This is a genomic window from Bordetella sp. MIP270_01_BMS, from assembly GCF_054958705.1.
On record NZ_CM143297.1, the window covers coordinates 440,896 to 458,832 of the forward strand.

Consider the following 17,937-nt stretch of genomic DNA (forward strand, 5'->3'; position numbering starts at 1 on the left):
CAACTATGAGTTTGGCAGCAGCGCGTCCACGCGCGCCAGGTTTTCCAGATTCCACACCGTCTCGATCAGGCTGCGCACTTCGGCTTGCGTGGCGGCTTGCGCGTACACACCCAGTCTCAAGGTCTTTTCTTCGATCTCGGCGCGGCTGAGCGTGTTGCCGGGGTCACCCTTGGGCTCGTCCACGCGGGCGTGCAGCACGCGGCCATCGGTCGTGGTGACCGTGACCTTGCCTATCCAGCGTTCCGGATAGGCGCTGTCGACCTCGGCATCGAGTTCCATGCGGAATTTGCCGCGCAGGGCGGCCACTTCCTGGTTGCCCAGCGCGGCATCGAACTCAGCCAGGCCGGCCCGGCCTTCGCGTGCAATCAAGGCCAGCACCGTGCCCATCGAGAACTTCGATTGATGCACGGTCGTGGGGTCGACTACGGGGCCCAGCACATCGATGGCGCCCTGGTGTACGTGTGCCACGACTTCCGCAAGGTCTTCTACGCTCAGATTGTGTACGCGCATGGCGTGCTGCAGGGCGTCGGCGGCCGGGTGCGTGTGACGGCACGAAGCGTGGAATTTGAATGAAGTCTCCGCCAGCGCCCAGCGCTGGCCCAGGCGGTCGGTCAGGCGTGCAGGGTCGGCGTCACTGGACATGCCCGCGGCCATGCCTTGCGCCCCTTCAAGAATGCGTTGCGCCCCGGTGAAGCCTTCCTGGGCGAGGTAGGCCGCCGTCAGCCCGTCGGCGGCCGCCTTTGCGGTGTGCAGTTGCTTGGAGTCGGCGGCATCGCGCAGGAATTCCCACAGGCCCGCGGCCTGGGTGCCGGCCGAGCCCAGCGCGTGCAGCATCTGCTCTGCGTTCAAGCCCAGAAGCCGGCCGACAGTGACCGCGGCGGCCAGAGTGCCGGCGGTGCCGGTCGTATGGAAAATCTTGTAGTGCGAACGCCCAAGATATTCGCCCACCCGGATGCCCACCTCGTAGCCCGCCACCGAGGCCACCAACAGGTCTTTGCCCGAGCGTCCCAGGGCCTGAGCCACAGCCAGGGCGGGCGGGAACACCACGGCGGCAGGGTGGAACACCGAGCCGTTATGAACGTCATCCTGTTCCACGACGTGCGCGGCCGCCGCATTCACCATGGCCGCGAACAGGGGCGTCGTGCGACGCCGCGTGATCAACACCTGCGAGGCGCCCTGGTCGGGTCCCATGGCGGCGGCAAAGCGTTCAATGGCCTGTACCGGGCGGGCGCTCGCGCCCGCCAGGATGGAGCCCAGGCAGTCGAGCAGCAGGTCTTCGGCGCGCCGCAGGACTGGCGCAGGGATGTCTTCGAACCGAAGGTTGGCGGCAAACTCCGCCAGTGCGGCGCTGGGATGGGGATGTGTGTGGGCCATGGCAGTCAGAATGAACGGGGCAGGCCCAGCACGTGCTCGGCCACATATGACAGGATCAGGTTGGTGGAAATCGGCGCCACCTGATACAGGCGCGTTTCGCGGAACTTGCGTTCCACGTCATATTCGTTGGCGAACCCGAAACCGCCGTGGAACTGCAGGCAGGCGTTCGCGGCTTCCCAGGAAGCATCGGCTGCAAGCAGCTTCGCCATATTGGCCTGGGCGCCGCAAGGCTGGTGCGCATCGAACAGTCGGCAGGCTTCGTAGCGCATCAGGCTGGCGGCCTCGACGTTGATGTGGGCGCGGGCAATGGGAAACTGCACGCCCTGGTTCTGGCCGATAGGGCGGCCGAACACCACGCGTTCCTTGGCATATGCGGCCACCTTGTCGACGAACCAGTATCCGTCGCCGATGCACTCGGCCGCAATCAATGTGCGCTCGGCGTTCAGTCCGTCAAGGATGTACTTGAAGCCCTTGCCTTCTTCGCCGATCAGGTTTTCGACCGGGATCTCCAGATTGTCGAAAAAGAGTTCGTTGGTCTCATGGTTGACCATGTTGGGAATAGGGCGCACCTGCATGCCGTTCTTGACCGCATGGTGCAGGTCGACCAGGAAGATCGACATGCCTTCGGATTTGCGCGTGACCTGCTCGAGCGGCGTCGTGCGGGCCAGCAGGATCATCAGGTCGGAGTGCTGCACCCGCGAGATCCACACCTTCTGGCCATTGATGACATAGCGGTCACCGCGGCGCACGGCCGTGGTTTTGATCTTCGTGGTGTCGGTGCCCGTGGTGGGTTCAGTCACCCCCATGGACTGCAGGCGCAGCTCGCCGTTCGCAATACGCGGCAGATATTCGCGCTTCTGCGCCTCGGAACCATGACGCAACAGGGTGCCCATGTTGTACATCTGGCCGTGGCAGGCGCCCGAATTTCCGCCGCTGCGATTGATTTCTTCCATGATGACCGACGCTTCGGTCAGGCCCAGCCCCGAACCGCCGTATTCCTGCGGAATCAGGGCCGCCAGCCAGCCTGCGTCGGTCAGGGCCTTCACGAATTCCTCGGGATAGCCACGCTGTTCGTCGATCTTGCGGAAATACTCGCCGGAAAACTGCGAACACAGGTCGCGCACGGCTTCGCGGATATCTTGGAAAGGCAGATTGGTGTCAGACATGATTCGGGTTCTATGATGAGGCCTGCGGATAATCCGGCACTTTGCCGCAACCGGGGCTGACTTGCCAATTTATGATTGCTTAATACCGGGTTAGCAATTGCAGAAGTAGAGGAATTCATGGCGGGGCATTTCGATCTGACCGACCTTCAGCTGATCGTGCACATCGGCGACTGGCACAGCCTGACGCGCGGCGCAGAGAAAACGCACTTGTCGCTGCCTGCCGCCAGCACGCGCATCAAGAACCTGGAAGAACACTTCGGCACACAGTTGTTGTACCGCACCAGCCAGGGGGTCACGCTGACGCCGTCCGGCGAAGCCCTCACGCGGCATGCCCGTACCGTCATGCGGCAGATCGAACAACTGCGCGGCGATATGCAGGAATTTGCCCGAGGTGTGAAAGGGCATGTGCGGGTCCTGGCCAATACCACCGCCATGACCGAATTCATGCCTGCCGTGCTCGGGCGCTTCCTGGCGGCGCACCCCGACGTCAACGTCGAATTGCGCGAACGCCTGAGCTACCTGATCGTGCGTGCCGTGGCCGAGGGGTCCGCCGACCTGGGCATCGTGGCCGGGTGCACGGCCGACCAGGGGCTCCAATTCATCCCCTATAGAAAAGATCGCCTGGTGCTGGTCGCTCCTGTTGGCCACCCGCTCGCCCGGGAATCCGCGGTAGCGTTCGCGGATACGCTAGGCAACGACTATGTGGGCCTGTCGGAATGGAGCGCCATTCATCCGTTCCTGCTGCAGGCGGCGGCGGCGCTGGGGCGCACTTTCAAGTTCCGGGTCGAGGTGGGCAACTTCGAGGCGGTATGCCGCATGATAGAAAGCGGCGTCGGCATCGGGGTCATTCCCGAATCCGTCGCTCTGCGCTACGCGCGCGCACTGAAAATGGCCATCGTGCCTCTGACCGACGACTGGGCACTGCGTGAATTGCAGATCTGCGTCCGCGATCGCGACGCTCTTCCTGCTTTTGCCCGGGCACTGCTCGATATGCTGGTGGCCGACGTTCCCGAGCAAGAAAAGAAATCTACCGCGCGCGGACGCCGTCCCGCTTAGCGGCGCAGCGGTTCCGCAACGAGCCCAAACTCGGTGCACGGGGGCTGCTGGGCGGTCCGCCCCGTCCCGACGGGGCCGCCGCCCCCGACTACAATGGCGGCATGAATTCCCAGAACACTGACAATTCCTTGAGCCGGGTCGTGCTGGCCTCGAACAACCCGGGCAAGCTACGCGAATTTGCCGCACTGTTTGAACCGCTGGGTATCGAATTGGTGCCGCAGGGCGAGTTGGGCGTGCCCGAGGCAGAAGAGCCGCATCCCACCTTTGTTGAAAATGCGCTTGCCAAGGCGCGCCATGCAAGCCGTCTTACCGGCCTGCCCGCACTCGCCGACGATTCCGGGCTTTGCGTGGCGGCGCTGGGCGCGGCGCCCGGCGTATATTCGGCGCGCTATGCGCAACTTGGCGACCCCGATGCTCCGCGCAGCGATGCCGCCAACAATGCCCTGCTGGTGCGCAATCTGGCAGGCATCGCGAATCGCCGCGCCTGGTATGTCGCCGTGCTGGTGCTGGTTCGCTCGCACGACGACCCGCAACCGCTGATAGGCGAAGGCCTGTGGCACGGTGGGATCGTCGACTCCCCGCGCGGCGAGCATGGCTTCGGATACGACCCGCATTTTCTGCTGCCCGATCTGGGCCGTACGGCCGCCGAACTCGACCCGGCCGAAAAAAACCAGGTCAGCCATCGCGCGCGGGCGCTGGCCCAGTTGCTGGACAAGCTGGCCGCAAACTGACTCATCAGCCGCTATAGGTAGACCGTGGCCATCACCATACCCATCCACCCGGCCGGATCGGCTCCTGCCCGGCGATCGGTTACGCCGCCCGGCGCGACGCTGACCAGTCTGCCGCCGCTTTCTGTCTATGTGCATGTGCCATGGTGCGTGCGCAAGTGCCCCTATTGCGACTTCAATTCACACGCGTTACCCGCCGAACTTCCTGAACGCGCGTATCTCGACGCCCTGCGTGCCGACCTCGAGCAGGCGCTGCCTTCGGTTTGGGGACGCCAGGTGGTGTCCGTGTTTCTGGGAGGCGGCACGCCCAGCCTGCTGTCCGCCGCGGCCCTGGACGAAGTGCTCGCGATGCTGCGGGCCTGTCTCAACCTGCTGCCCGACGCAGAAATCACCATGGAAGCCAATCCGGGCACGGCCGAAGCAGGGCGCTTCCGGGATTACGCGGCCAGCGGCGTCAACCGTATCTCGCTCGGTATCCAGAGCTTCAACGACGCGCATTTACAGAAACTTGGGCGCATCCACGATGCCGCGCAGGCGAGAGCAGCCATCGAGATGGCCCAGCGCGCGGTGTCGCGGGTGAACCTGGACGTCATGTTTGCCTTGCCCGGGCAGGATCTGGCCGAATGCCTGGATGACCTGCGGCAGGCGGTTTCCTTCGGGACAGAACATCTTTCGCTCTACCACCTGACCCTCGAACCCAACACGGTCTTTGCAAAGTATCCGCCTCAGTTGCCAGACGACGACGCCAGCGCGGCAATGCAGGACGCAGTGGAATCGGCGCTTGAAGCGGCAGGGCTGCACCGCTACGAGGTGTCTGCCTATGCACGGCGGGGCGCGCGTTGCCGCCACAATATGAACTATTGGGAATTCGGTGATTATCTGGGGCTCGGCCCTGGTGCGCACGGAAAGCTGTCGTTCCATGACCGCATCGTCCGCGAGGCGCGGCTGCGCAATCCCGACAGCTGGATGGCGGCCGCGATGGCGCGCGACGGCAGCCACATTGCCGAGAACCGCCTGGTAGGCCCCGACGAACTGCCGTTCGAGTTCATGTTGAACGCGTTGCGTCTGAAAGAAGGGGTGGCCGCCAGCACATTCTCCGAGCGGACCGGTCTGTCGATGACTGCCATTTCGCGTCCGCTCCAACAAGCCACCGCGCGAGGCCTGCTCGACGCGGACCCCACGCGCCTGCGCGCCACGCCCCTGGGCTGGCGATTCCTTAACGACCTCCAGGAAATGTTTCTGTAGCCGCAGGCCGGGGCGATCGCACCGAATTGGTGCATTGATGCCCCATGAATTGCACTATACTGGTGCATAAGCGCCCCGCCACGAGCATTTCTGGCCTGCATGCCCTTAGTTGGTCCTTGGCATGTATCTTGCTTTAATGGGGTACGTGCCAGCCGGACAGCGTACACCCCCGGCCTTTTATCAATGGAGATGACATGGCAAGCCCGAAAGACATCCTGAAACAGATCGCCGACAACGAGGTCAAGTTCGTTGACTTCCGTTTCACCGACACCATGGGCCGCGAGCACCACGTCTCGGTACCCACCTCGGCTATCGACGAAGACAAGCTGGAAAGCGGCCAGGCTTTCGACGGCTCGTCCATTCCGGGCTGGAAGGGCATCGAAGCGTCCGACATGCTGCTCATTCCGGACCTGACCACTGCCAATCTCGACCCGTTCCGTGAAGAAGCCACGCTGATCTTCAGCTGCGACGTGGTTGAACCCTCCGATCTGAAGGGCTACGACCGCGATCCGCGCTCGCTGGCCAAGCGCGCCGAAGCCTATCTGAAGTCGTCGGGCCTTGGCGATACCGCCTACTTCGGCCCCGAGCCCGAATTCTTCGTTTTCGACGGCGTCACCTGGAACACCGACATGTCGGGCACCTTCGTGAAGATCAAGTCCGAAGAAGCCTCGTGGTCGTCGGCCATCGAATTCGAAGGCGGCAACATGGGCCATCGCCCCGCGGTCAAGGGCGGGTATTTCCCCGTGCCCCCGGTGGATTCGTTCCAGGACCTGCGTTCCGAAATGTGCCTGCTGCTCGAACAGATGGGCGTGCCGGTCGAAGTGCACCACCATGAAGTGGCCGGCCCCGGCCAGCTTGAAATCGGCACGAAGTTCAGCACCCTGGTGCAGCGCGCCGACTGGACGCAGATTCTGAAATACGTCGTGCACAACGTGGCGCATGCGTATGGCAAGACCGCCACCTTCATGCCCAAGCCTGTCGTGGGCGACAACGGTTCCGGCATGCACGTTCACCAGTCGATCTGGAAAGACGGCCAGAACCTGTTCGCCGGCAACGGCTACGCGGGCCTGTCCGAATTCGCCATGTACTACATCGGCGGCATCATCAAGCATGCGCGTGCGCTCAACGCCATCACCAACCCGGGCACCAACTCGTACAAGCGCCTGGTGCCGCACTTCGAAGCACCGGTGAAGCTGGCGTACTCGGCGCGCAACCGCTCGGCGTCGATCCGCATCCCGTATGTCGGCAATCCCAAGGCTCGCCGCGTCGAAACGCGTTTCCCCGATCCGCTGGCCAACCCGTACCTGGCGTTCTCGGCCCTGATGATGGCCGGCCTGGACGGCGTGCAGAACAAGATCCACCCCGGCGACCCCGCCGACAAGAACTTGTACGACCTGCCGCCCGAAGAAGATGCAAAGATCCCGACCGTCTGCGCGTCGCTCGACCAGGCTCTGGAAGCGCTCGACAAAGACCGCGAGTTCCTGACCCGCGGTGGTGTGTTCAGCAACGACATGATCGACGCTTATCTGGCCTTGAAAGAAGGCGAAGTGCAGCGTCTGCGCATGACTACGCACCCGGTCGAGTTCGACATGTACTACAGCCTGTAATCCAGCTCCAAGGGATTTTTCCCGGGTGCCCGACGCCTGAGGGCGTCGGCCCCGAGCTTTACACGGGCCGCTTGATTCCAACCCATGCCGGGCACGCTGGTGCCGGGCGCGGGAAGGGATTGTTGCGCCGTGAGCAAGGGCTGGCTCATGGGCCTGCAAATTGTGCCTTAGTGCGTTGCCCTGGTGCTGCCAATGATAAATGTCGATGCGTTTGACCTACTGGCTACGGCCATCCTGCTGCTGAATGAGCGCGGGCATGTGCAGCATGCCAATGCGGCGGCTGAAGACCTGTTCGGCCGGTCCCGCAAACAGCTGCGGGGCGTGGCGGCCGCCAACCTGTTCGGCCATCCCGAAACCCTGCAATCTTCTGTTGACCGCGCGGTCGCCGGACAGTTCGCCGATGTGCGTCAATTGTCCTCGGTGCGCCGGGCCGGCGAATCCGTGGAAGTCACGGTCACCACCGTGTCATTGGCGGGCCAGAGCTGGCCGGTACTGATCGAGGCTCGCGAAATCGAACAACGCGTGCTCGCGGATCGCAACCACCGGCTCGTCGATGAGATCGAAGCGCATCGCGAATTGCTGCGCAACCTTGCGCACGAGGTCAAGAACCCCTTGGGTGGACTGCGCGGAGCAGCGCAACTGCTCGAAGCCGAATTGCCCGATGCCTCGCTGGCGGAATACACACAGGTAATCATCTCCGAGGCCGACCGTCTTCAAGTGCTGGTCGACCGCCTGAGCGGGCCGCAGCGCGTGCCTCTCAACACGCAGCCGGTGAATATCCACGAGGTTTGCGAGCGCGTCTGCGCCTTGATCCAGGCCGAGTTCCGCGAGAAGGTCACATTGGTGCGCGACTACGACGCCTCTGTGCCCGACTTGAAGGGCGACGCGCCGCGCCTGATGCAGGCCGTCCTCAATGTGGTGCGCAATGCCGCGCAGGAATTGGCGCAGCAGGCGGCGGGGCCCGACGTCCCGCCGGCCCAGATCGTGTTGCGCACACGGGTCGCGCGCCAGGTCATGCTGGCGCATCGCCAGCATCGCCTGGCGCTGGAGCTTGCCGTCATCGACAATGGTCCGGGCGTGCCCGATTCAATACGCGATCGCATCTTTCATCCGCTCGTCACCGCCCGGCCGGGCGGTACGGGGCTGGGGCTCAGTCTCGCCCAGGATTTCGTGCAGCAGCACGGAGGCATCATCGAATTCGAATCCCGTCCCCGACACACTGAATTCCGCCTGGTCCTGCCGATGGAGCAATCGATATGAGCAAAATCGTCTGGATTGTTGATGATGACCAGGCCATACGGTGGGTGCTGGAAAAAGCCCTGGCCCGCGCCGGGATCCCCACTCGCAGCTTTTCGCAGGCGCCCGACGTGCTGGCCGCGCTCGACAGCCAGACGCCGTCTGCGCTGGTGTCCGACATACGCATGCCGGGCGGCAACGGCCTGGATCTGCTGCGGCAGATCAAAGAGCGGCATCCACGTCTGCCGGTTATCGTGATGACCGCCTTTGCCGATCTCGACAGCACCGTGTCGGCGTTCCAGGGCGGCGCTTTCGATTACCTGGCAAAGCCCTTCGACGTCAACGAAGCCGTGGCGCTGATCGAGCGCGCGGTGAACGAATCGGCTCCGCAAGATGAGCGGGCCGGTGACGCCGATAGCGCCGAAGGCGCACAGAACAACGAGCGCTGGATGATGACGCAGTCGTCTTCCACCGCAATGCAGGAAGTATTTCGCGCGATTGGCCGCCTGGCGCAGTCCAAGGTGACGGTGCTCATCACGGGCGAATCCGGCACCGGCAAAGAGCTGGTGGCGCGAGCGCTGCATGGTCACGGGGCTCGCGCGAGCGGGCCGTTTGTTGCCCTGAATGCGGCCGCCATCCCGCGCGATCTGCTAGAAGCCGAACTGTTCGGCCATGAAAGGGGCGCTTTTACGGGCGCCAATACCCTCAGGCGCGGCCGCTTCGAAGAGGCGCATGGCGGCACCTTGTTTCTCGACGAAATCGGCGACATGCCGATCGAGCTGCAAACCCGGCTGCTGCGCGTGCTGGCCGAAGGCAGCTTCTACCGCGTCGGGGGTTCGCAACCCGTGCGGGTTGATGTGCGCATCGTGGCCGCAACGCACCAGCCGCTCGAGCAGCGTGTCGAACAAGGCCTGTTTCGCGAAGACCTGTTCCATCGCCTGAACGTCATTCGGTTGCGCCTGCCGCCGTTGCGCGAGCGTGTCGAAGACATTCCCGCGCTGGCCAATCATTTCCTGGCCGCCAGCGCACGCTCGCTGGGCGTGCCGGTCAAGCGGCTGACGCCGGATGCCATGGCGGCGCTTACCCGCTTCGACTTTCCGGGCAATGTTCGCCAGCTGGAAAACTTCTGCCATTGGCTTACCGTCATGGCGCCGGGGCAGACGATCGAACGTGCCGACCTGCCGCCCGAAATCCGTGCCATGGATCTGCACGGGCACTCAGGGCATCATGGGGTGTTGGCTGTGCAGGGCGGTTTTCCGCCTCCCAGCACCACGACGACCAGTCCGGTGATGCGCAGCGATGTCGGCGCCGCAGACTGGCAAGCCGCCTTGTTGCGCGAGGCGCAGCAGCGGCTGCAACGCGGAGAGCCGGCGGTCATGGCCACGCTGACTCGTCAGTTCGAGAAAATTCTGCTGCAGAGCGCTCTGGACGCCAGCCGGGGTCGCCGGGTCGAGGCCGCCACGCGGCTGGGCATAGGGCGCAACACGATCACGCGCAAGCTGCGCGAGCTCGGCATCGAAGACTAGCGGGGCTGGCCGGAGTGTCCGTAACGGGCAACCCGGTACAGCGCAGACCGACGTTGGCCCGCACTGACTGCCTGGGAGAGCCGGACCGGCGCGATGGGCCGCGTCAGCGCCGTTCCTGCAACCCGAGCAGGCTCTCGCACAGGCGGGGTGAACGCAGCTTCTGCAACCACCACTTCAGCGCTGCACCCGGGGCGTGGTCGCGCCAGGCATAGACCAGCTGTTCCGTCATGGGAACGCCGTCGCCAATATCGCATTGCACCAGTTCGCCTCGCATCAGATAAGGGGCCGCCAATGTCAGTGGCAGGTATCCGCAACCCAAACCACGCACCTGGGCGTCGATCTTGGCCTGCATGGTCGGCATCACGATCAGTGGCTGCTTGCTCAGCAGGCCGCGCGTCAGGGGTGGCAGGTGGCGCGACGTGTCGGCGATGACCACCGCGCAATACGCGGCAATATCGTCGGCCCGCAGAGGGCGCCCCAACGACGCCAGTGGATGGTCTGGCGCAACGCAGAATCCGAACTGCACTTCACCCATCGGCTGTGAGCGGAACGCCGCCGGCGCAATGCCGTTGGCGTCGGCGCCAATGACAAGATCCGCCCGGCCCGTGGCCAGGGCGTCCCAGTTGCCGCTCAGCACTTCGGTCGAGACCCGCAGGGTGGTCACGGCCGCCACGGCACGGAATTCTCGCAGCACCTCGTACAGCGGCGCCATGGGCAGTATCGTGTTCACGGCCACGCGCAATTCGAGTTCCCAGCCTGTTGCCACGCGTTTGACCCGGCCGGCCAGCGCGTCCAGCGATTGCAGCACCTGGCGTCCATCGTCGAGCAGGGTCTGGCCGGCCGCGGTCAACTGGGCCCGGTGGCCGCTGCGGTCGAACAGCAGCACATCCAGGGCATCTTCCAGTTTGCGCACCGCGTACGTGACGGCCGATGGCACTTTTCCCAGTTCACGGGCAGCCTTGGCGAAACTGCCGTGCCGGGCAATCGCATCCACCATATATAGCAGTTCGGGCGTAATAGCTTGCATCGCAATTATCGTTCAATAAAAGTGAATGATCTCATCAAACAGATTCAGCCTCAAGCGGAGTTCCAACGCGCACAATGCATCTCATCGGCGGTTTCAAAGGCGGACATCGCCGGACTGCCAGTTCATTTGATTTAAAGGAGATTGCCATGCTGACCCTGCGCCGTAGCGAGGAAAGAGGCCATGCCAACCATGGATGGCTGGACAGCTATCACACGTTTTCCTTCGCCAATTACTACGATCCTGCGCATATGGGTTTCGGGCCGCTGCGCGTCATCAACGATGACCGCGTTGCCCCCAGCCGCGGTTTTGGCACGCACGGCCACCGGGACATGGAAATCATCACCTATGTCCTCGATGGCGCGGTGGCGCACAAAGACAGCATGGGCAGCGGGTCCACGATACGGCCGGGGGATGTGCAGCGCATGAGCGCCGGCCGGGGAGTACTGCACTCCGAGTTCAACCCGCTCGACAATCAGTTCACCCACTTGCTGCAGATCTGGATCGAGCCCGATGTCACCGGCATCGAGCCCGAGTATGAAGAACTGCGCGTGCCCGAGAGCGAAAAGCGCGGCCGGCTTCGGCAGCTGGTCTCGCCCGACGGCGCCGAGGGTTCGATGCGCATTCACCAGGACGCCCGCCTGTACGCGGGGCTTTTCGACGGCGCCGAGCAGTTCGAGTTGCCGCTGGCGGCAGGTCGGCGTGCCTGGGTGCATATTGCTCGGGGCACGGCCAGCGTCAACGGCATCGAGCTTTCCGCGGGCGATGCGGTCGCGCTGACTGATGAAGCCGCGGTGCGTATCAGCCAGGGTACGCAGGCCGATGTACTGGTATTCGACCTGCCGTAAGCAGTATCTTCGGCGTTGACGCTGCCATGCGGCGGTCCTGCGCCAGCGGCGCCTGACGCCCGATCGCTGCAGTTCAACGGGCGTCGGGCGTCAGTTGCGGCGCTGGCGCCCGGTCCGTGGCTTCATCGACGCCATCCCACCTGCCGCGCCTGCGGCACGAATGTTCACCACCTTGAGGAAAACGCCATGCCCACCGTCGAAACACTGATTGTTCCTCGCACCAGCGACCTGGGCGGCGGCCTGGAAGTTCGCCGGGCCCTGCCTTCTGCGCAGCGCCGCACGGTGGGCCCATTCGTCTTCCTGGACCAGATGGGCCCGGTGCTGTTCCAACCTGGCGATGGCGTCGATGTGCGCCCGCACCCCCATATCGGCCTTGCCACGGTCACCTATCTGTATGAAGGTGCGATCATGCATCGTGACAGCGCCGGACATACCCAGGAAATCCGGCCCGGCGAGCTCAACTGGATGACGGCCGGCCGCGGCATTGTGCATTCCGAACGCACGCCGCCTGGGGCGCGCGAATCGGGCTACCGGCTTTCGGGCCTGCAACTGTGGGTGGGACTGCCCAGCCGCCACGAAGAAACCGACCCGGGCTTTGTGCATTACGGGCTGGATGCCCAGCCCATCATCGAAGGCGAGGGGGTGAACGCGCGGCTGGTGGCGGGGTCGATGTTCGGCAAGACCTCTGCGGTGAAAACGCTGTCTCCCCTGTTCTTCGGCGATATCAGCCTGCAGCCGGGCGCCACCATCGTGATCCCGGCCGAGCATGAGGAAAGGGCGGCCTATTTGACCAGCGGCTCAGTCGAGATCGATGGGCAGGCCTACCAACCGGGGCAGCTGCTCGTCTTCGCCGCGGGCCAGCCCGTGGCCGTGCGAGCGCGGGATGCCGCGCGTTTTGCGATACTGGGTGGTGAGCCGCTGGATGGGCCCCGCTTCGTCTGGTGGAATTTCGTGTCCAGCAGCAAAGACCGTATTGAGCAGGCCAAGCACGACTGGCAGCAGCATCGCTTCAATCAGACGGTGCCCGGCGACGAGACCGATTACATCCCGCTGCCGCCCCCGCGCAATTGATCGCGCCGGGCGTCCGCCCGCGGCATACCGGGCGCCGTCGGCCTACATGCCCCGGGCGTACGCCTGTTGGCGCTGTGCGACCAGAGTTTCGCGCCGCACGAAATCCCGCACAAAGCCATCGACGGGGTGGTGATGCAGGTTGTACGGCGTGTCCCACTGCACAATCTTGCCCTCGCTCATAACGCCGATTCGATCGGCGATTGCAAAGGCTTCAGCCTGGTTGTGGGTGACCAGGATGGCCGTGTGGCCCGTCGACTTCAGGATGTCGCGCACTTCGAAGGCAAGCCGCTCGCGGGTGTCGACGTCCAGGTTCGAAAAGGGCTCGTCGAGCAGCAGCAGGTCGGGCGAGGGGGCCAGGGCGCGGGCGAGCGCGACGCGCTGCTGTTGTCCGCCCGAGATTTCGTGGGGATAACTGTTGGCCGACGCGCCCAGGCCCACCAGGTCCAGCATTTCGCGTACGCGTCGCGCGCGTTCGGCGCGTCCCAGCTTGCGCAAGCCGAATGCGACGTTCTGCGCGGCGGTCAGGTGCGGGAACAGCGCGTAGTCCTGGAACATCATGCCCACGCGGCGCAGTTCCGGAGCAACCTGTACGGCGGATGAGGAAATCACGGTTCCATCAACGGCGATATGGCCCGCGCGCACCGGCTCGAAACCGGCGATGGCGCGCAGGATCGTGGTCTTGCCGCAGCCGGATTCGCCCAGCAGGCAGCCGATATTGCCCGCTGGCAACGTCAGCGACAAGTCGCGCACCACTGCCTTCAGGCCTGAAGGGGTGTCGTATGCCAGATGGATGTGGTCGAGTTCAAGCAGATCCGGCACGGTTTCAATGTCCCATTTTCAGATTGGTGCGTGCCAGCAGCACTACCGGCAGCAGTCCCGCCAGCACGATGGCCAGCGCAGCCACCGCGCCTTCTTCGTAGGTGCCGCGCGCGGCTTCGGCATACAGCCAGGTAGCCAGCGTTTCGAAGTTCAGGGGTCGCAGCAGCAGGGTGGCCGGCAATTCTTTCATCGCATCCACGAACACCAGCAGGGCGGCCGCAGCCAGCGCGGGGCGCAGCAGCGGCAGGTGCACGCGACGCAGCGTCCCGCTCGACGATTCGCCGAGCAGGCGCGAGGCCTGCTCCAGCGACGGAGGAATGCGAGCCAGCCCCGCCTCGATGCCGCCCACCGAAATGGCCAGGAAGCGCATGGTATAGGCGCACACCAGCGCCCCCATCGAACCCATGAGCAACAGCCCCTGCGTGCCGAATACCGAGCCCAGCTGCCGGTCGATCCACGTGAAGGGCACCAGCAGGCCGATGGCCAGGACGGTGCCTGGAACTGCATAGCCCAGGCTGGCAATGCGCGCGCAGGCGCGGCCCGGGTTCAAGCGTGAGCTTTCGCGCATCGTGCGCCCGGCCCAGGCCACGATTAAACCGCACCCCAGCGTGACGACCGTGGTGGTAAACGCCACCATGAGCGTATTGGCCAGGCCGTTCAACAACTGGCCCGACACGCCGCCGACCAGGTGCAGGCGCTTGTATGTTTCCACCACCAGGTACCATGCCGGCGCCACGAATCCCAGCATCACCGGAATCCAGCCCAGTACGACGGCCAGAGCCGCGGCGGCACCGCGCAGGCGGCGGGGCTGCATCGGCCGCATGCGCTGGGTGTTGGCATAGCGCTGGCGCTTGCGGCCATGCCGTTCCAGCAAGATCAGTCCGACCACGATTGCCAGCATGCTCAGCGCGATCTGCGCGGCACTGGCAAGATCGGACCGGGTTATCCAGGTCGTGTACACCGACACGGTCAGCGTCTGGACCCCCAGAAACTCCGACGCGCCGATGTCATTCAGGGTTTCGAGCAGGGCCAGACTGGCCCCCACGGCAATCGCCGGCCGGGCCAGTGGCAGGGCCACTCGCACGAAGACCCCCACGCGGCCCGCCCCGAGCGTGCGCGCCGCTTCCAGCAGGCTGGCCGCCTGCGTCATGAACATGATGCGCGTGCTCAGGTAAACATAGGGGTAGAGCACGAAGCCCAGCACGAAAATGGCGCCGTAGATCGAGCGCAGATCGGGTAGCCGGAAATCGCGCGGGCTGTCATAGCCCAGCAAGGCGCGTATCGCCGTCTGGATGGGGCCGATGGGATGCAGCAAGTCCAGGTAGGCGAAGGCGATGATGTATGTCGGCACCGCCAAGGGAAGCAACAGTGCCCACGTCAGGGTACGGCGGCTCGGGAAATCAAAGGCGGTGACCAGCCAGGCGGCGCCGGTGCCGAGCAGGGTCACGAGTATGCCTACTCCGGCGAGCAGGATCGCCGTATTGGTAAATGCCTGCGGCAGCACGTACCGCGCCAGATGAGACCAATGCGAAAAATCGGCGTGGGTGGCCTGCCACGCCAACGCCCCCAGGGGCAGCAGCACCGCCAGCGCCACCAGTGCGGCGCCCGCCAGCCAGCCGCCGCCGCGTTCAGGGCCGCGCAGCCGCCAAGGGCGAGGCAAGGTTTGTGTATGCATGCTTCAAGAAAGAAGGCGTCTGAGTGATAGGTCTGCGCGGTGGATGCTGCGTGGCCGCCGTCCAGGAAAGGCGTGCAGGCGGGTCGCCCTGAACAGCACTCGGCCGCCGGCTGTTGCCGGCGGCCTTGCGCAGCCTGTTGCTCGATAGAATCAGCCGCGTTTTCAGGCACCCGTTAAGAAAATTGCAAAATTGCACCGAGGCGCATCATAGCGCCTGGCTGCCGCAGGCGCCCGACGCACGCCGGTTCATGCGTCTGACCGGATCGACGCCTGGCCTGTGCAAGGCGCAGGCATCGCAACAGACATGAACTGCCGCAACCCGGTCAAAGCCCTCCTGCGCTCAGTTGTCGAAACCCACCTTGTCGACCAGTTCGCTGGCCTGTTTGCGGTTCTTGGCGACTTCCGCCACGGGCAGGGAATCGACCTTGAGCTCACCGAAACTGGCCACGACGGGGTCGAGCTTCACGCCCTTGCGTACCGGATATTCGTAGTTCGCACGCGCGTACAGGGTTTGCGCCGGCTCCGAGACGAGGAATTCAAGCAACTTCACGGCATTGTCTTTGTTGGGAGCGTGGGCGGCCACTGCGGCGCCACTGACGTTCACGTGCGTGCCGTCGCCGCCGTTCTTGAACGTGGGGCGCACCACCTTGATGGCATCGCCCCATTTGCGGGCGTCCGTGCCAGGCTCGGCGTTCTTCATGTGGCCCACATAATAGGCGTTGGCTATGCCGATATCGCAGATGCCGCCCAGAATATCGCGAGCCACATCCCGATCGCCGCCCGCTGCCTTGCGAGCCAGGTTTGCCTTGACGCCGCGCAGCCATTGTTCAGTCGCCTCCGCGCCGTCGTGCGCGATCATGGCGGACACCAGGCCGGTGTTATAGGGGTGCTGACCCGAACGTATGCATACCTTGTTCTTCCATTTCGGATCGGCCAGGTCTTCGTAGTGGAAGCTGTCGAGCTTCAGGTCGTTCGCCGCGTACAGCACCCGATCGCGCAGCGACAGGGCGTACCACTTTCCGTCGGCGCCGCGCAGATTGGCCGGAATCACCGAATTCAGAGTCTCAGACTGGATGGCCTGCGTGACGCCGCCGTCCACCAGGTCGATCAGGTTTCCAATATCCACCGTCATCAGAACGTCGGCGGGCGATTGGGAGCCCTCGGCCTTGACCCGCTCGAGCAGGCCGTCCTTGACGAACACGGTGTTGACCTTGATGCCGCTTTCCTTGGTGAACGCGTCCAGCATGGGCTGGATCAGCTTCGGCTCGCGGGTGGTGTACAGACTGACTTCGTCAGCCGCGGCCGCGGGCGAGGCGACGACGCCACCCGCCAGCGCCAGCGCGCCCAGCAGGGGGACCAAGGAAAAGCGTCGGATCGACATGTAGAGCTCCGGTGCGAGGTCGGGGACACGAACAACCGCCTGAGGGCGCTGACCGCGTCTGTTAACGAAAATGATTATCAAGTAGGTGCGACAATAACAGGAAGCCGGGGGGCATTCAACTTGGGGTCAATGGCAATTTCGTCCGCCTGATTTCTATCAAATAGTTATAAAGGCATTACGGATTAATGAGAGCGGTTATCAAGGACTCGCGGTAAAATAGGGATAACCCTAAGCCCGTGCGGCCCTTTCCGCTTTCCTGCTGCACGGAAATTCACCTGGCGTACCTGGTGCGTCGTACCACTTCAGCGACATGGCAGCTTTCAATACCGAGCGCGTACTCAGCGTGCGCCACTGGAACGATACGCTTTTTTCCTTCACCACCACGCGTGACGCGGCTTTGCGATTCCGTAACGGCCACTTCGTCATGATTGGCCTGGAAGTCGAAGGCAAGCCGCTGATGCGGGCATACAGCATCGCCAGCGCCAACTACGAAGAGAACCTAGAGTTTCTCAGCATCAAGGTGCAGAACGGGCCGCTCACGTCCCGGCTGCAACACCTTAAAGAAGGCGACACCATTCTGGTCAGCCGCAAGCCGGTAGGCACCCTGGTGGTCGATGACCTCAAACCGGGCAAGCACCTGTTCCTGTTTGGAACCGGCACGGGGCTCGCACCGTTCATGAGCATCATCAAAGATCCCGACGTCTACGAGCGTTTCGACAAGATCGTGCTTGTGCACGGCGTGCGCTGGGTCAGCGAATTGGCCTATGCCGACTTCATCGAAAAAGAGCTGCCCAACAACGAGTTCTTCGGCGATGTCGTCCGCGAGAAGCTCGTCTATTACCCCACCGTCACGCGCGAGCCGTTCCGGAATCAGGGCCGCATCACCGAGCTGCTGGAAAACGGCAAGCTGTGCGAGGACATCGGCCTGCCGCCGATCAACCCCGAAACTGATCGGGCCATGCTTTGTGGCAGCCCGCACATGCTGGCGGATATCAGCGCCATGCTTGATTCGCGTGGCTTCCAGGTATCGCCTGGCGTGGGCGAGCCCGGCGATTACGTCGTCGAGCGCGCTTTCGTCGAGAAATAGGCGGCAGCCGTCCAACGCATGCCCTGCGACCTCGCGGCGGCAGGGCATTTTTGTGGGTGAGCGCAATCGTCCCGCGCGAGCCGGGGCGTCTCCA

Annotated in this window: 15 protein-coding genes; 9 read left to right on the forward strand and 6 right to left on the reverse strand. The window is 64.0% G+C overall.

Annotated elements, in window-relative coordinates; all coding sequences use genetic code 11:
- Positions 1–3 precede the first annotated feature (3 nt).
- Both ACV17W_RS02095 and ACV17W_RS02100 read right to left on the reverse strand, forming a co-directional pair.
- Complete coding sequence (locus ACV17W_RS02095; RefSeq protein ID WP_462594809.1) at positions 4–1,374, reverse strand: MmgE/PrpD family protein; 1,371 nt, start codon at positions 1,372–1,374, stop codon at positions 4–6.
- Positions 1,375–1,379: 5 nt separating this feature from the next.
- On the reverse strand, positions 1,380–2,540 hold the full coding sequence (locus ACV17W_RS02100) for an acyl-CoA dehydrogenase family protein (protein ID WP_462594810.1): 1,161 nt from the start codon (positions 2,538–2,540) through the stop codon (positions 1,380–1,382).
- 117 nt (positions 2,541–2,657) lie between these two features.
- On the opposite strand from ACV17W_RS02100, the gene ACV17W_RS02105 reads away from it, so the two are divergent.
- The 6 genes from ACV17W_RS02105 to ntrC all read left to right on the forward strand — a co-directional run bounded on the left by ACV17W_RS02105 (position 2,658) and on the right by ntrC (position 9,938).
- The gene (locus ACV17W_RS02105; protein WP_462594811.1) at positions 2,658–3,596 is read left to right on the forward strand and encodes a LysR family transcriptional regulator; all 939 of its coding nucleotides are present in this window, start codon (positions 2,658–2,660) and stop codon (positions 3,594–3,596) included.
- Between the two features lie 101 nt (positions 3,597–3,697).
- Entirely contained in the window at positions 3,698–4,327 is a 630-nt protein-coding gene (gene rdgB / locus ACV17W_RS02110; RefSeq protein WP_462594812.1) for an RdgB/HAM1 family non-canonical purine NTP pyrophosphatase, read from the forward strand.
- A gap of 24 nt (positions 4,328–4,351) precedes the next feature.
- Positions 4,352–5,569, forward strand: coding sequence for a radical SAM family heme chaperone HemW (hemW, locus tag ACV17W_RS02115; RefSeq protein WP_462594813.1), 1,218 nt, complete (start codon positions 4,352–4,354; stop codon positions 5,567–5,569).
- 194 nt (positions 5,570–5,763) lie between these two features.
- Entirely contained in the window at positions 5,764–7,176 is a 1,413-nt protein-coding gene (glnA, locus tag ACV17W_RS02120; RefSeq protein ID WP_462594814.1) for a type I glutamate--ammonia ligase, read from the forward strand.
- Between the two features lie 192 nt (positions 7,177–7,368).
- On the forward strand, positions 7,369–8,436 hold the full coding sequence (gene glnL / locus ACV17W_RS02125) for a nitrogen regulation protein NR(II) (RefSeq protein ID WP_462594815.1): 1,068 nt from the start codon (positions 7,369–7,371) through the stop codon (positions 8,434–8,436).
- Positions 8,433–9,938, forward strand: a complete 1,506-nt coding sequence (gene ntrC / locus ACV17W_RS02130) for a nitrogen regulation protein NR(I) (RefSeq protein WP_462594816.1) — start codon at positions 8,433–8,435, stop codon at positions 9,936–9,938. The genes glnL and ntrC overlap by 4 nt, the downstream gene beginning before the upstream one ends.
- Positions 9,939–10,041: 103 nt before the next feature.
- On the opposite strand, the gene ACV17W_RS02135 is transcribed toward ntrC, so the two are convergent.
- Positions 10,042–10,965, reverse strand: coding sequence for a LysR family transcriptional regulator (locus ACV17W_RS02135; protein WP_462594817.1), 924 nt, complete (start codon positions 10,963–10,965; stop codon positions 10,042–10,044).
- A gap of 146 nt (positions 10,966–11,111) precedes the next feature.
- Here ACV17W_RS02135 and ACV17W_RS02140 point away from each other — a divergent pair, with 146 nt between their 5' ends.
- Together ACV17W_RS02140 and ACV17W_RS02145 are read left to right on the forward strand one after the other, a co-directional pair.
- Positions 11,112–11,810, forward strand: coding sequence for a pirin family protein (locus tag ACV17W_RS02140; RefSeq protein ID WP_462594818.1), 699 nt, complete (start codon positions 11,112–11,114; stop codon positions 11,808–11,810).
- Positions 11,811–11,996: 186 nt separating this feature from the next.
- A complete protein-coding gene (locus ACV17W_RS02145) occupies positions 11,997–12,881 on the forward strand; it encodes a pirin family protein (RefSeq protein ID WP_462594819.1) in 885 nt (294 codons plus the stop codon).
- A 42-nt stretch (positions 12,882–12,923) separates the two neighbouring features.
- Here ACV17W_RS02145 and ACV17W_RS02150 read toward each other — a convergent pair whose 3' ends face one another.
- The 3 genes from ACV17W_RS02150 to ACV17W_RS02160 all read right to left on the reverse strand — a co-directional run bounded on the left by ACV17W_RS02150 (position 12,924) and on the right by ACV17W_RS02160 (position 16,756).
- Positions 12,924–13,700 carry an ABC transporter ATP-binding protein gene (locus ACV17W_RS02150; RefSeq protein ID WP_462594820.1) on the reverse strand — a complete coding sequence of 259 codons (777 nt, stop codon included), beginning with the start codon at positions 13,698–13,700 and terminating at the stop codon, positions 12,924–12,926.
- Positions 13,701–13,704: 4 nt separating this feature from the next.
- A complete protein-coding gene (locus ACV17W_RS02155; RefSeq protein ID WP_462594821.1) occupies positions 13,705–15,375 on the reverse strand; it encodes an ABC transporter permease in 1,671 nt (556 codons plus the stop codon).
- A gap of 340 nt (positions 15,376–15,715) precedes the next feature.
- Positions 15,716–16,756, reverse strand: a complete 1,041-nt coding sequence (locus ACV17W_RS02160; protein ID WP_462594822.1) for a Fe(3+) ABC transporter substrate-binding protein — start codon at positions 16,754–16,756, stop codon at positions 15,716–15,718.
- 310 nt (positions 16,757–17,066) lie between these two features.
- Here ACV17W_RS02160 and ACV17W_RS02165 point away from each other — a divergent pair, with 310 nt between their 5' ends.
- The gene (locus ACV17W_RS02165; protein ID WP_462594823.1) at positions 17,067–17,843 is read left to right on the forward strand and encodes a ferredoxin--NADP reductase; all 777 of its coding nucleotides are present in this window, start codon (positions 17,067–17,069) and stop codon (positions 17,841–17,843) included.
- Positions 17,844–17,937 lie beyond the last annotated feature (94 nt).